Source organism: uncultured Gimesia sp., assembly GCF_963972345.1.
Classification (GTDB): Bacteria; Planctomycetota; Planctomycetia; order Planctomycetales; family Planctomycetaceae; genus Gimesia.
Map to the genome: position 1 here is coordinate 1 of NZ_CAXAVM010000172.1, position 15,198 is coordinate 15,198.

Sequence of the window (15,198 nt, forward strand, 5' to 3'; positions counted from 1 at the left end):
TTTCTCAAGGTTTTTGAAGAAGCCGGTTTCCATGGGATTGAAATCCTCAAACGGGAAGACACCCCCTGGCAGACAGTGGAAGGCATCGAATTCCGTTCGATGGTCGTCGCTGCCTATAAAGGCAAACAGGGCCCCTGCCTGGAACGAAATCAGGCGATGATATACCGTGGACCATTTAAAAAAGTGGAGGATGACGATGGTCACACCTATTTTCGTGGCCAGAGGATTGCCGTCTGTGATAAGACATTTCGACTGCTGCAGGCTGAACCTTACCAAGGTCAGTTTGTCCCGGTCGAGCCACACCAGGACATCCCCCTGAAACAGGCGCGCGAGATGGACTGTCGCCGAAACGCAATCCGCAGTCCACAGGAAACCAAAGGCATAAACTATAATCTGACCACTCAGATTATAGATGACTGCTGCAGCCCGGACAGCGGTTGCTGTTAAACTCTGCCTGCATCCAATCACTTTCGTTCTCATGTACTGGATAGAATGATGGCCCCCCTGACCCTGCTCAGACAACACAGTAAGCTGGCAGATCCGCGTGAGCAGATTCGGATTCTCAACGAAGGTTCTCAACAGCCGGCTTTTGACGCACAGTTGCAGAAACACAAACTTCCGGGATTGCACGCATCTACAATTGAAACACTTCAGGTCAACCTGGGCAAACTCTGCAACATGACCTGTGAGCATTGTCATGTGGATGCGGGTCCAGACCGGAGAGAGATCATGAATGCAGAAACAGCGCAGGACTGCCTCAAGGCTCTGCAACACCCGGGATTTCAGGTACTGGATTTAACAGGCGGTGCGCCTGAGATGAACCCGCAGTTTAAAGAGATGGTGATCACTGCACGTAAGCTGGGCCGGCGTGTGATTGATCGTTGCAATCTGACCATATTACTGGCGCCTGGCTTTCGGGATCTCCCTCAGTTTCTGGCAGAGCAACAAGTTGAGATTGTCGCTTCACTTCCCTGCTATCTGCAGGAAAATACGGACGCGCAGCGAGGCGATGGTGCATTCAACAAATCGATTCAGGCTCTGCAGAAGCTGAATTCACTGGGTTATGGAATCCCAGGCTCCGAATTGAAACTGACGCTGGTCTATAATCCAGTTGGTTTCTCACTGCCGCCTGATCAATGCGAACTCGAAACGGCTTACCGCCGGGAATTGGAACAACGGTTTCAAGTACAGTTTACGAACCTGATCACAATCACAAATATGCCAATAAGTCGCTTCCTCAGTGAACTGGTTCAGCAGGAACGATTTAGTGAATATATGGAGCGGCTTGTAACCGCCTTTAACCCAGCAACCGTTTCCGGACTGATGTGCCGCTCGATTCTCTCCGTCGACTGGCAGGGCTTTTTATATGACTGTGATTTTAACCAGATGCTGAATCTACCTGTCGTAAATTCCGAACGGAAACACATTCGTGACTTTGTTTACGAAGAACTGGACAACAGGTCGATCGTAACCGGTCAGCACTGTTATGGATGTACCGCAGGAGCCGGGTCCGGTTGTGGCGGCGCGATTCAAAATACTGCTCCTGCAAACCTGCGTTGAAGCAGAAGGAATTCAGCCTGTCTGAACTTCTCATTTATGAAGTCAGATTAAATAATTCATGAAGGTCCCTCGACCGCATTATCCATGCATGCCATATTTCTCCTGAGCAACAACTATTCAGGTTATCACTATCCGTTTCCGTCTGGAAAAACAGACCTGGGGAAAGGGAACTATTTCTGAGAGGTAGCGAAAAACAAGGATTTTTCCTCATGAGTCTACCTCATACAGAAGGAAATAGAACTATATATTTCCAGTTCATTTTTTTCGCACTTGACAAAGCATTTTAAATATAATAATGGAAATATTCTGAACACAATATTTCACTGAAAACAGCCGAAATAGTTCTACCCGAATGTTAAAAAGATCCCACGATTGAAAGTTGACATCGGGCTTTTATGCTCTGTAATAATCGTTTAGAAATTTGGAAAGATTGCACAAAGAAGCAACGAGGATTTAACTGTGTTACTAGCCGATTCAACTTTTATCGAATCTCCTGAAAAAATTGATCCATTCACGGAAGAAGCTCCCATCGTTTTCTTTTCACTGGATGATGATGAAGAAAACATTGGATTCGATGACCTTGAAGATCTCGACGATGATGAGTTCGACGACGATGAAGATGATTTTGATGACGATGATGAAGAAGACGAGGATGACTTCGATGACGAAGAAGAAGATGAGTTTGATGATGAATTCGACGACGATTTTGATGACGATGACGACATCTTTTAAAACTCTTTAGCAACTCGGCAGCATGACTCGTCTTTGGATGCAGCAAAGGCGAGTACCGATGCTCACTTCTCCGTCTGGATATGCAACAGACACACCACCCGCCAATCACCTGAGTATAGGTGCTACCACCAGCTTCCTGAACTCTCCACTAGAAAAGTAATTTATTATGCAGGGACTGGTCGAACAAATCGATGAAGCCATCACGTTTCTGAAACCTCGTATTTCAGAGTCGCCCCGGGTCGGCTTGATTCTGGGTACGGGACTGGGAGATTTTACGAAACAGATCACCCAACAGATCCAGATTCCCTACGAATCAATTCCTCATTTTCCCCGATCCACGGTGGAATCTCATGCTGGTCAGCTGGTCTCTGGAAATTTAAACGGAACCCCGATGATTGCGATGGAAGGCCGGTTTCATTTTTATGAAGGGTACTCCCTGAAAGAAGTCACTTTTCCTGTCCGGGTGATGAAAGCGCTGGGAGTGGAAACGTTGATCATCACCAATGCGGCAGGCGGGATGAATCCTCACTACCAGTTAGCCGACATCATGATCATCGAAGATCAGATCAATTTAATGGGCGACAATCCATTGCGTGGTATCAACGATGATCGGCTCGGCGTCCGGTTCCCTGACATGTGTGCCCCCTACGACCGCAGGTTAATCGGGCTGGCTGAACAGAAAGCGCTGGAATTACAGATACGGACACAGACGGGAGTATTTGTCGCCGTGGCCGGCCCGAACCTGGAAACGCGTGCGGAATATCGCATGCTGCGTCAGATGGGTGCAGACTGTGTTGGCATGTCAACCGTTCCGGAATGCATTGTCGCCAACCATGCGTCCATGAAAGTCCTCGGGCTATCGGTAGTGACTGATCTCTGTCTGCCGGACGCCTTGGAGCCTGCTGAAATCAGCAAGATCTTAAAAGTGGCAGCAGATGGTGGACAGAAGCTGGCTCGACTGATCCCGCAAATCATTGCTGACCTGTAGACCAATTGTCCTGAATGCGCATTCCAGAGAAATACCGAACAGGTTATTTCCCGGTGGAATGATAATCCAGATACCAGGTTACGAATCGATCAATGCCCTGCTCGATCGATGTTGAGGGAGAGAATCCGGTTGCCCGCTGCAGGTCCGAAATATCCGCATACGTTTCCAGAACATCCCCGGGTTGCATCGGATAGTTTTCCCTGATCGCAGTCTTGCCGACCCGCTGTTCAATCACATCAATCAACCTGGCGATTCCCACTGGTTGATGATTCCCGATATTATATAATCGATAAGGGGCGACAGTCGAAAGCTCCATCTCGTCAGCAGTGAAATTGGTCTCACCTTCATTTCGAACCGGAATCTGTTCCAGAACCCCCAGCACACCGTTTACAATATCATCGACAAAGGTAAAATCCCGCTTGAGATCTCCGTGATTGAATACCTTGATCGGTGTCCCTTCCAGAATGGCTTTCGTAAAAAGATAGACGGCCATATCAGGCCGCCCCCAGGGACCATAGACGGTGAAAAAACGTAATCCCGTTGTAGGCAGATCATAGAGGTGACTGTAACTGTGAGCAATCAGTTCATCCGCCCTTTTGGTTGCCGCATAGAGGCTGACGGGGTGATCAACAGCATCATGTGTTGAATAGGGAATCTTTCGATTCGCTCCATACACTGAACTGGACGAGGCATAGACGACGTGTTCAATTTTTTTCAAGCGACATTGTTCCAACAGATTTACAAATCCCAGAACGTTACTCTGGACATATTCTAAAGGCTTGAGCAGGGAATTTCTGACACCGACTTCAGCCGCCAGGTGGATCACTTTCTGACAGGAATTCTGGCTGAACAGGTTCGAAAGACATGCTACATCTGTGATATCCCCTTCATGAAACTGAAACGCGGAATATTTCTGTAATTCTGCCAGCCGATCACGTTTTAATCCGACATCATAATGACGGTTGAGATTATCAATCCCTGTCACCTGATGCCCTTGGGCCAGCAGGCGGGCAGAAACATGAAACCCGATGAAACCAGCTGCACCTGTCACCAGAATATGGTTCATGCCGATTCCTGTTGCATCAGTTTCCGATAATAGTCAACGGTCTTACCCAACCCTTCCTGCAATGAAACGCGGGGTTCCCAGTTCAGGAATTTTCGAGCCTTGGTTATGTCAGGACAACGCTGCTTCGGATCATCGGTCGGCAGTGGTTCATGAGCTAATTCTGACTCTGAATTAACTGTTTTCAACACGGCCTGCGCCAGTTCCAACATACTGTTCTCTACAGGGTTCCCCAGGTTCACAGGCCCGATTGTTGCGTCCTGGTTCATCATTTTCAGAAAACCATCAATCAGATCATCAACATAACAGAAAGAGCGGGTCTGCTGACCATTGCCATAGATCGTCAGTGGCTCTCCTCGCAATGCCTGATTGATGAAATTAGAGATCACACGACCATCGTTAGGATCCATCCGCGGCCCATAAGTATTGAATATTCTCACAATGCGAATCGGCACCTGATGGGCCTGATGGTAATTCATGCACAGAGATTCTGCGATCCGTTTGCCTTCATCATAACAACTGCGCGGGCCCAGGGGATTCACATTTCCCCAATACTCTTCGACCTGGGGATGCACATCCGGATCACCGTATACTTCGGAAGTAGAGGCATGCAGAACTTTGGCTCGACAACGTTTTGCCAGCCCCAGAACATTCACCATCCCGATGCTTGATGTCTTGATTGTTTTGATGGGATTGAATTGATAGGCAACCGGAGACGCCGGACAGGCGAGATTATAGATCTCGCCGACTTCCAGATAAAACGGCTGCACAATGTCATGTCGGATCAATTCAAATTGAGGATGTCCGATCAGATGGGCAATATTTTTTTTGCTGCCTGTAAAGAAGTTATCGAGGCAGATGACATCCCTGCCTTGTTCGATCAGTCGATCACATAAATGACTTCCCAGAAACCCGGCCCCACCAGTTACTAATACAGAGTCCACCAATCATCCCTTTACATCAATGCAAGCCAAAACCATCCAGTAATCTTTCTTGACTAACTGCAATGTTCGAAAGCAAGTGTACCTGAACCGGATTTTAAAAACGAGATTAGAACTCAGATTCTACTCTGGAATCCTGTTGAATTCTTCCCGAAAAAGGGGGGAATGAGCATAAACAGGCGAGGTCGCTGCTGGAGATCATGCACGAAAACAGAATTACGAGGCGTTCCGCTCCGCCGTTTGATTTGATGCAACTTCGTTCACAACCTCGGCAAGCAGTTGTTTATCCTGTTCAATCTCGAAATCAGTCCGCTTCATTAATTCTGCATAGGCTTCATTAACCTTCTGAAGCTCCAGTGGCAGATTGATTTTAGACTGTAACCCTGGGAGACTCGTTGCAAGCTGATGAAAAGAGCGAGAGAGAATCACCCACTCGGAACCCAGACGTGCATGCGCACTCAATACCAGCCGGCCAGATACCTGCCCCTGTTCCATTGTAGATATACCACCAATACCGAAGGGGATCTTGGCACGCCTGCAAATAGCAGACATTTGATCCATAGTTCCATTCGACATCAATTCAAACATGAAATTCAGTTCCATGTCCAGATGCAAATCATTCAAACCAATATGGATTTGTGAGACATCAGGCAATTGCACGATTTGCTCAAGCTGATTCATTGCTCCAATTGTTTCTACCAGAGGAACTATTCTGGCCCGTGATTTGACACGATCACAGAACCATTCGATTTCTTCAAGCGAACGGAACATCGGCAACATCAGGGCATCAGCGCCCTGATCCAAGGCACTTTCAATCTCGACTGATGACTGAGGATTGAGAGGATTTAAACGAACCAGAACTTCAGCATTTTTGACCGCATTCTTGACACGTGAAATATTTTCTACTTTATGATGAGAAATTACGGTATCCCTACCCCCCTGACGCTCGACCTTTCCCAGTAACTCGAGGTCAATGAAGATACAATCGACGCCACAGTGGTCGACGTATTTTGCGATCTCAGGGCAATCAGTGATAAAAAAATATTTCATTTTTAAGACAGCTTATCGTTGAAACGCGGCAAGTGATTCTTCAGGATCAATAAAACAGCCCCAAAACAAAGTCCCCCCAGTCCTATCGAACATATAAACAGGTGGACATGGTCCGACACTATATTGACTATCATAGTGGATATTGAGATCCCTGAGAATGTCAGAAAGAGGAGGGCTGAATAATGTTTCAAATCAATGCCCTGAATCACAGATACTTCTAATTTTACAGACGACAAAACGGCCAGTCCCAGAAAATGCAACCAACTGGTTAAAACGAACGCCAGCATCACTCCGGATATCCCCAGAAACTCCCGCAGTCCCAGTGTAAGTAGAATTAGACAGACTAATGAAACACAACTGATTTTAAAAGGAATGACCGTTTCGTGTCTGGCATAAAATACATTCATTGTCAAAATAGATAAAAACAGAGCTGGCATCGCCAGAATGGAAATTTGCAGCAGTTTTGCTGTATTTGCGACATCCAGAGCCGTAAAGTGACCGCGCTGAAACAACAGCGAAACCACCGGTTCTGCACTGACATAAACGGCGATCCCCGCAGGTATAGAAATTAACAGAATCAGACCAGCCATCTGACTGACCATTTTCGCCCCCCTGCCCACATCCCCTGAGGCAAATATGCGACTCAATCTCGGAAAAATCACCATTGAGATGACCGCCCCGATTAACCCCCGTGGCAGCTCGACCAGTTTTTGTGAGTATTCAAACAGGCTGATCCCACCTACATACAATGAAGCAAATGACCGTGACACGACTGGAAAAGCCACGACCAGGCCAATGGCGGTGAGTGCCTGAAAGTATTTTACCATCAACTGACGGTTCAAGGAACTCAATCGAAAGCAGGATTGAAAAGCTCCTTTCAAATCAGTCACAAATAAGCAGCAGATGAGTTGAGTCAGTAACCGGAACAAACTTGCCGCCACTACGGCCCAGGCAAGTATTTCGATTTGATCAGGTGTCACCCAGAGAACAATCACCAGAATCAGAACCAGATTAAATAATAGATTACCATACGCGGGAATTACCGGTTTGTGATGTCCCTGCAGAACCGCTGAGGTAACCGCTGTCACAGCGCTGATGGGAAATGCCAGCAACACGATCGAAATGAGTTTACTGGCTTCTTCAATTTGAACAGGAGTGAATCCCGCAGCCAGAAGTTGAGTAAACCACGGGCCTCCGGTCACCAGCAGGAGAGTCAGCAGACCGGTTAGCACAGCAATCACAAAAAAAGTCTGCACGATCAGTTGACTGGCAGCCTGCCCGGAAACTTCTTCACTGCGACGATGCATTTCCGGTATCAGCACCACACCTAAAGCGCCTCCGACCAGCATGGCATTCAGGATATCCGGAACTGAAATGATGAGAATAGCCAGATCGTTCGCATGAGTCACCCCCAGTACCGTTGCAAGTCCCAGGACGCGCAACAGGCCTGTCATTCTGCCCAGCAGCATCGCAAGGGCTACAAACATCGCCGACAGTGATGTGGCTCTTTGTGACATGTTCGCTACTAGTTCGTTGAAAAAATACTCAGTTTAGAATTCATGTTGCCTTATTTAAAACAAAATACATTTCGATCGAGAGTGGAATAACACCGTAGGGCTTTGGCCAGGACTCGCAGACCCGCTTCGGTAAATAACGACTTCTCCGTACGGGTACATAATGCTGAACCGGTAGTTCGTTTTAATCCACTCATGAATGACTCCACAGTCCACCTATTCTCATAACCGTTTCCTTTAACTTTTCTTCCATCTTCTGTGAACGATGGTGACCATCCTCGTCGCCATCGTCACGATGTATACCCAGAGGAATCCTGATTCCCACATTTCAGTCTTCAAGACAAAACTCGTGTTCCCCATTCCGCGTCGTAACCTTTGTCGGCAAACAAACTTTGCAGTTGAGTTAACGTTCTTGTTTTGGCGAGCAAAGATCTCACTTCGCGTTTGGAGTTATACGGCCCCCAACTGACTACTAATCCAGCGGAAAACATGCTTTCGACCAGGGCGCACAACGAAAGTTTCAAATATTTTTTTACGAGATTTTCCACTGAGCGACAGGTTAAAGGCACTGATTGACGAGGTTTCCATTCCTTTCCAATCGAGGGCTGCTTCTACGGCAGCGGGAGCGAAACTTTTGAATGATATTGGCTAACATAATCTCAATGATTTCCAGCATCTGAGAGCGGTCGGCGATATATTTTAATGTGGAAAAATTCGGGCGTCGCTTTACCAACAGTCGTTTTTGTAATTGGCCAGAAGTTTCGATAATTCCGATGATTCCAAGATAGGTGATCTTCAGATCAGATCGCAAGATAAGAGTCGTGAGCATTTGAGGCTGGGTATATTTTTGAGGTCTTTTAAAATGAGAATACGGTTCGACATACTTCCGGGATTTTTTCATCTCCAGAGAAGTTACTTCCAGAAGGATGTTCTTTTTATTTGATTCGTTCATAATAGACACATCTAGTGCCTGGACAATTAAATTTCGAGAGGTGTTTTAAACAGCGCAATGTTATGTCACAAACTCCTCAGATGTAATTGTATTCTACGCTGAAGTACTGAAAATCCGGTCCGATCCAGTCGGCAGCAGCATACACTGACTGAAAAGACATCAGAACTTTCCAGTCGGTTAGTTTCCGAATTTTTGTTTTGTCTGCCGGGAGATGGTTGAATTCGTTTTTTTCGGGACGAATCCGTTCTTCCTCAATCGGTTCCAGCTCAGTGAGTCTGCCAGAACTTCGCTATACTTCCAAGCCCCTTTTCGAATACCTCGCGCAGAAATTCATCAAATCGCGAGGTTCCTCCCTGCCCCATCCTAAGTAGAACAGAGTCGTCCGTTTCTCTAGAATAAATACCATGCTACCGGAACAATAATCGTTAATCATTTAAAAGTGGCGTAAGCCGGATCAAAATTTCAAATTGTTTTTTGTGTAAAGGTGGAATCAAATACCTCGCTGGGGAGATAGTCCGAAGTCCAGATTAATCCGCTTCCCCTATCAGGCTGCCTCCCGAGCTGGCTCTGCCTGAGACAGAGGATCCGCCGTGGATTTTAAATGATCTTCCTGCTGAACCACTTTGATTCCTGTTATGCCTCCCGCGAGAGTCAACCCCACCAGATAGCCAAACAGGCAGCCTTCCGTTGTATCCAGCATCAGAGAATTCACCATACATACAAGCAGATAAACAGCGAGTACTGCCTGTCCCAGTGCCTGCTCGATTCCTGTAAGCCCTCGTGTCGTATTCCAGCTGACCCAGAAGAAACTCAAAAAGAGGACCACACCAATGATCCCATTTTGAACCAGCAGCATCACATATTCATTATGCGGATTCTCTGTAAAGACCTGACCTTTCTGCTCCATCAGTTCTCGATATTTGATAGCAAAACTGCCTACCCCTGATCCCATCAAGGGACTTGTTTTGGCAATCTGAAGTCCGTTCCCATAAAACTCAAGCCGTAGATCAACCGAGTTGCGACTCTTGTTTGAAATACGATATTCCCTGATTTCTTTAACTACCTGATTAATCCGATTCTGGAATCGTTCTGAATGCTGGTATGTCACCAGACCAATCAGACCGATACAGGCAGCAGCAGGTAGAATCCCTTTCACTCCCAGCCGCTGATACATGAGCAGCCCAATGAGAATCCCCAATGCCACGTAACCGGAGCGTCCTGGAACAATCGCCAGAATATTATAGGTTGCGATGACTGCTAACAGAGCATAAGGCCAGCGTCGGGCCGGGTGTTCCAGAAACTTCCAGGCAGCAAGGTATACCAGAAATGACATCAGAATATTTTGCGTAATCCGGTTCTTGAAAATCGCATGATCCATGAGCCGCACAGAACCTTCAATGGAAAACATCCAGCAGACCATTGAGGCAATCAGAGTCACGATCAGCGCCAGCTCAAACATCTGAATACCACGCTTGCGCGCATGCGGATCCATAAAAAATGTCAGATAGATTGGCATCATCAGAAATTGACGGTATTTAAATAAATTTCTGGATGCCAGTGACAAGATCTCTGGGGTGTATATCAGACTGCAGGCAAGACAAAAGAACAGGAGCACCGAGATCGTAACGATCCTGTATTTCTTAAAACAGGCAAACGTGACCCGATACTGTCCGGAAATTCCCCAACAGATGAAAATCCCCAGATTGCAGACTGAAGTCAGACTGGTCGAAACCGGAATTGTAAAACCAGTCAGAATGACCAGCAATACTCCAACCTGAAACGTCAGATCCTGGAAGCGAGTTCGAATAAAATACCCGAATTCACCTGAATCCATCTGGTTTGTGTTGCCCTCTAAAATGTGCATTAAGTCCATTCCAGTACGAAGAGGTTGTTTGCCTCGGAGCCAAATCATCAGAAGTCAGAGTTGTGGACTACTCTCAGTTCCCCTCACGATTAAGACATCATTTCAGGTGTTCAATAACAGGAATACTTTTCTATTGCGATACTAATTTCTCATTCAGGCACTGGTAGATTTTATGATCGGGGCAAGACACACTCAGATCATCCCATCCCTCCAGGCATTGGCCACATTATCAAACGCAATCCTGCTTATTCTCTTTGCCGCAGTTCACTTACAACGCTGCCTGCTCTTTAATTACTGCCATCACAGACGATCACTTTCTGCAGCGTTCGACACACAAGTTTGAAATCGATTATCAGGCTGCATTGATTAACATAATCGAGGTCAAATTCGATCACCGTCTCCTGAGACAATGCACTGCGCCCGGAAGTCTGCGCCAGCCCCGATATTCCCGGCCGAACACTGGATCGTATTACCCGGTTTGCTGGTGAAGTATCTTTCAACTCAAATCCGATATAAGGTCGAGGTCCAATCAGACTCATCTCCCCGCGAAAGACGTTAATCAGTTGCGGCAGTTCATCCAGACTGGTTTTGCGGATCAGCTTCCCAATCAGAGTAATGCGGGAGTCGTTCGTTGTTGTAAATTGAGGGCCAGTTTTCTCAGAACCAGTTCGCATGGAACGGAATTTCAGGATCATGAATGGCTTTTCATTCACTCCCAGACGTTGCTGTCTGAAAAAAACTGGACCAGGTGAGGTGAATTTGACGAGGCTGGAAATCAGTAAAAACACGGGAGAGAGTATGATCAGCGCCAGACTGCTCAACAGCAGATCGAGAGGACGCTTGAGAAAATAGCCTTTCGGAGGTCCGGACTCTGGTGAATTCTGATATTCCGCCATTAATTGAGGGTCAAAATGAGGCCCTCCCTGCCTGATGTTCTTTTTTTCAGTCGCTCGTTGTGACAGTTTGAAATCATCCATGATTTTCACCTATCCGATTTTGAATTTTGACATGCGATGTTCAGGCAGCGATCGAAGAACCGGTTCCCAGTTCGACAGAGCTATGGATCCCCAATTCGGCAAAGTTCGGTGCATGATCAAAGACCTGGTCTATGAAGATTCGCTGCCAGAGCTCTAAAGCCAGCAGCGCCCGCAGGGCACGTGTATGATTGACTTTTTCAGTCTGATGTTCATTGATCATTTCCCGCAGCCGTTCGGGCAGGAATATTCTCCGCTCCAGTGATCGCTCAGACAGCAGAACTTCGTTGACAAAAGGGGATAATTCGCGTTTAAACCATTCCCCGATTGGTACTGTAAACATCTGTTTTTTACGATAAATAACCTTTTCCGGTAGAATCGATGTGCAGGCTTTTTTGAGAATGGATTTCGTAACACCATTTCTCAATTTGAAGGAGCCAGGTATGCGAAACGCCAGATCAACCATGCGATAATCCAGATACGGCGCACGTGGTTCCAGAGAAACTGCCATCGCCATTTTATCGGGCTTCACCAGGTTGTTTCCCGGCAGCAGCATCCTTGTATCAAGGGCCAGCGCCTGATTAATGGGATCCAGGTGACGAAATTCCTGCAGATGAGATCGAGCGAAGTGGCTTGCGTCGCCCCCTGCCAGCTGTTGTTGTACCGAGGAAGAATAGAGCTTGCGCTTGTCAGCGGGTTGCATCAGGCTGATCGCTTTGATGTAAGCGGATTCAATTTGCTCTCGTGGCAACGTGAGATCCTGATTCGCAAAAAAGTTTCGATGGACATCGTAGCCGGCAAACAGTTCATCCCCCCCATCGCCGGTCAGAACGACTTTGACCGCTTTCCGCGCCAGTTGACTGACCCGATAAGTGGGCATGAACGAAACATCTCCATGTGGCTGATCATTGTGATATAATGTCAATGGCCAGCTGGATGTTAAATTTGGACTCACAATATCACAGGTATGTCGGGTCTGAAATAAATCAGCCAGTTCCTGTGCATAATGTGATTCATCAAAGCGGGGATCATCAAACCCGATACAAAATGTCTGCACCGGATGAGGCAGCTCGCGACTCATGAGAGAAACGACAGACGAACTGTCAATTCCCCCCGAAAGAAACGCCCCCAAAGGAACATCGGCCCGAAGTCGAATATTGACTGCAGACCGCAGTGTTTCAATGATTTCTTCTGACCAGGCCGATTCCGACCGACATTCCACGGGTTTTTCCGCCAGATTCCACCAGCGTCTGACTTCGGATCCCTGTCGAGTTACCTTGAGCATATGCCCCGGCATTAAATGTGTGATATTTTGAAACAGTGTAATTGGTGGAGGCACAAAATTATAAGTGAGATAAGCATCAAAGCCTTCCCAGTTCATCTCTGCTTTGACTCCCATCGCGAACAGTGATTTGATTTCGGAAGCAAACAGCAGACGCGTTCCATCATCATGCAGATAAACCGGTTTCTGACCTATTCGATCCCGATACAGAAGGAGACACTGTTTACGCCGGTCCAGAATTGCAATCGCAAACATGCCATTCAACTGCTTGACGAACTCCTCTCCATCCCGTTCGTACAGCCTGAGTATCACTTCAGTATCACAACTGGTGCGACAGTTCAGATTCTTAGCCAGTTCTCGAAAGTTATAGATTTCCCCATTCTGAACGACAATAATCTGCTCATCATCAGAGAACATGGGTTGATGGCCACCTGCCAGATCAAGAATTGACAGGCGCTGATTTCCCACCAGCATGCCGTCCGCTTCGAAAAGTCCCCGATCATCGGGACCACGGTGACGCATGCGCTCGCAACCGCGTTCTGCCAGTGCTGTTCCAAACGGCCGCTGTTCGCAATCATATCCGCCAATGATTCCACACATTACGATTCCTTCCGTTCCCCAATAGGGGAAACTTCACGAGCATTACCTGCCCGATTCTCCGGCAGCCATAAATTCAAGCCGCCTTTCTGACTTTATCCAGTGCTTGCATTACAGAATTGGGTAAAAGGTTCTGTAGATATATTTTCAAGTGCCGGCGACGTACCAGTTTCTTTGTGATTGATTTTCCACGCCTGATCTGCGCTTTATCAGGAGAGAATTCCACATCCCGCTCCTTCACGGTGATCCAGCTGGGATACTGACAATGGATTGTCTTCTCCGTTTTTCCGGTCACCATCAATTCTCCACCAGTCTGCCGAATAAACTCGTTCACTGACTGTTTCACTAAAGGCCATTTTTCGTGATAGTCATCACCGGCCATCACGCCGCCCACTTTCAATTTCTGATACCATTGGTACATTGTTTCGCCCCCTTCTTCTCCAGAATGGGCATAACCATCCACGTAAATAAAATCAAACGTGTGATCATCAAACAGATCCAATGCTTCCGTGAAAGTCATCCTCAACAATTTGTACGGAGCAAACAACCCTACTTTCCTCAAAGCGGCTTTGTACTCTTCGGTATCGTGTGTGTCCGCATACATATCAACACCGAAAAAGGTTGAGAACTTTCCCGACTGAATCATCCGCTCTGAAAAGATCCCTTGGGCAACCCCCAGTTCGATGCCTGTGTTGTCAGCTCCATTCAAAAACTGAACTACATCCTGCCTATGAAATTCTTCCAGCAGCTCGATATCTGGCATTTTTATTCTCCCCATCCGTTCGAAGAAACAGGTCACATTGAAATAACCATCAGAGGTGATCTGAAAGAATCAGCTTCCACTCTGTCGCAAACAGTTTGAAACATTTTTCTACGAACCGGTTCTATTCATGATCGCAGATTTTGTATTATTTTCAGGAACGGTAAACTAAGCTATTTTGGTTTTTCGGGAAAGCCCAGATTGAGAACGTCAACTCACTCTTCACAAACGATTTACTTTCTCCCACTCACTCTGGTTGGCCTTGACGAAAATCGTACATTCCCTGTCTAATACCGCCGCGAAAAAAAACCGATTTCTCGTTTCCACTACTGTGCCTCGGACCGATTTGCTACCAATGTACTTAACAAAGTCTCCACAGAACAGCCGAACCGTAAAACATGTAATGGCAATATGTTATGGTGGAGGACATGTCCAGATGCTAATTCCCGTGCTGCAGGAGCTAAAGGCTCAGGGCTGCCGGATTTCGGTACTCGGTTTGACCACAGCAATAGACCCACTGCAAGCCGCTGGGTTTGAACCGCTGGGCTTTCGACACCTTCTGACAGCTGAAGATGAGCGCGCATACGAACATGGAATTCGGTTGGCTGAAGAAATGCAGGCAAATGGAAATCCGGTCCCTTTGGAAGAGACCATTGCCTATCTGGGTCTCTCCTATACCGACCTCGAAGAACGATTCGGAACAGAAAATGCAGAGCAACAATATCGGACGCAGGGACGACGTGCTTTTCTTCCCCTCAACCCGTTAAGGCGAGCATTCGATCAAATGAAACCGGATGTTCTGTTGACGACGAACTCTCCCCGGGCAGAACTGGCATCGGTCAAAGTAGCCCGAGAACGTGGCATTCCCTCAGTTAGCATGGTCAGTCTGTTCGGCCTGCAGATAGCCGACATTATTGCGGA

The 15,198-nt window shown here is 47.1% G+C and carries 13 protein-coding genes and 1 pseudogene; 5 read left to right on the forward strand and 9 right to left on the reverse strand.

Features of this window, described 5'->3' with window-relative positions; genetic code table 11:
* The 4 genes and pseudogenes from AACZ40_RS22345 to AACZ40_RS22360 form a co-directional block, all read left to right on the forward strand.
* A pseudogene (locus AACZ40_RS22345) lies at window positions 1-447 on the forward strand (methyltransferase); the annotation flags it as partial.
* Window positions 448-495: 48 nt separating this feature from the next.
* Entirely contained in the window at window positions 496-1,560 is a 1,065-nt protein-coding gene (gene arsS / locus AACZ40_RS22350) for an arsenosugar biosynthesis radical SAM (seleno)protein ArsS (protein ID WP_291174937.1), read from the forward strand.
* Between the two features lie 459 nt (window positions 1,561-2,019).
* A complete protein-coding gene (locus AACZ40_RS22355; RefSeq protein WP_291174876.1) occupies window positions 2,020-2,292 on the forward strand; it encodes a hypothetical protein in 273 nt (90 codons plus the stop codon).
* A gap of 166 nt (window positions 2,293-2,458) precedes the next feature.
* Window positions 2,459-3,280 (forward strand): purine-nucleoside phosphorylase, encoded by an 822-nt coding sequence (locus tag AACZ40_RS22360; protein WP_291174879.1) that lies wholly within the window; start codon window positions 2,459-2,461, stop codon window positions 3,278-3,280.
* 43 nt (window positions 3,281-3,323) lie between these two features.
* On the opposite strand, the gene AACZ40_RS22365 is transcribed toward AACZ40_RS22360, so the two are convergent.
* The 9 genes from AACZ40_RS22365 to AACZ40_RS22405 all read right to left on the reverse strand — a co-directional run bounded on the left by AACZ40_RS22365 (window position 3,324) and on the right by AACZ40_RS22405 (window position 14,280).
* Entirely contained in the window at window positions 3,324-4,346 is a 1,023-nt protein-coding gene (locus tag AACZ40_RS22365; protein ID WP_291174880.1) for an NAD-dependent epimerase/dehydratase family protein, read from the reverse strand.
* The gene (locus AACZ40_RS22370) at window positions 4,343-5,287 is read right to left on the reverse strand and encodes a UDP-glucuronic acid decarboxylase family protein (RefSeq protein ID WP_339675904.1); all 945 of its coding nucleotides are present in this window, start codon (window positions 5,285-5,287) and stop codon (window positions 4,343-4,345) included. The genes AACZ40_RS22365 and AACZ40_RS22370 overlap by 4 nt, the downstream gene beginning before the upstream one ends.
* 213 nt (window positions 5,288-5,500) lie before the next feature.
* Window positions 5,501-6,334 carry an aldolase/citrate lyase family protein gene (locus AACZ40_RS22375; RefSeq protein WP_291174887.1) on the reverse strand — a complete coding sequence of 278 codons (834 nt, stop codon included), beginning with the start codon at window positions 6,332-6,334 and terminating at the stop codon, window positions 5,501-5,503.
* Window positions 6,335-6,336: 2 nt separating this feature from the next.
* Window positions 6,337-7,851, reverse strand: a complete 1,515-nt coding sequence (locus AACZ40_RS22380) for a lipid II flippase MurJ (RefSeq protein ID WP_291174890.1) — start codon at window positions 7,849-7,851, stop codon at window positions 6,337-6,339.
* A 556-nt stretch (window positions 7,852-8,407) separates the two neighbouring features.
* Window positions 8,408-8,800 (reverse strand): hypothetical protein, encoded by a 393-nt coding sequence (locus AACZ40_RS22385; RefSeq protein ID WP_291174893.1) that lies wholly within the window; start codon window positions 8,798-8,800, stop codon window positions 8,408-8,410.
* A 544-nt stretch (window positions 8,801-9,344) separates the two neighbouring features.
* Window positions 9,345-10,664: an O-antigen ligase family protein gene (locus tag AACZ40_RS22390; protein ID WP_291174896.1), complete on the reverse strand. Its 1,320-nt coding sequence runs from the start codon at window positions 10,662-10,664 to the stop codon at window positions 9,345-9,347.
* A gap of 287 nt (window positions 10,665-10,951) precedes the next feature.
* Window positions 10,952-11,641 (reverse strand): sugar transferase, encoded by a 690-nt coding sequence (locus AACZ40_RS22395; RefSeq protein ID WP_291174898.1) that lies wholly within the window; start codon window positions 11,639-11,641, stop codon window positions 10,952-10,954.
* A 40-nt stretch (window positions 11,642-11,681) separates the two neighbouring features.
* Window positions 11,682-13,520 (reverse strand): asparagine synthase (glutamine-hydrolyzing), encoded by a 1,839-nt coding sequence (gene asnB, locus AACZ40_RS22400; protein WP_291174901.1) that lies wholly within the window; start codon window positions 13,518-13,520, stop codon window positions 11,682-11,684.
* Between the two features lie 73 nt (window positions 13,521-13,593).
* Window positions 13,594-14,280: a class I SAM-dependent methyltransferase gene (locus tag AACZ40_RS22405; protein WP_291174904.1), complete on the reverse strand. Its 687-nt coding sequence runs from the start codon at window positions 14,278-14,280 to the stop codon at window positions 13,594-13,596.
* 433 nt (window positions 14,281-14,713) lie between these two features.
* On the opposite strand from AACZ40_RS22405, the gene AACZ40_RS22410 reads away from it, so the two are divergent.
* Window positions 14,714-15,198, forward strand: a 485-nt coding sequence (locus AACZ40_RS22410; RefSeq protein ID WP_339675909.1) for a hypothetical protein, incomplete at its 3' end; no start/stop codon positions are given.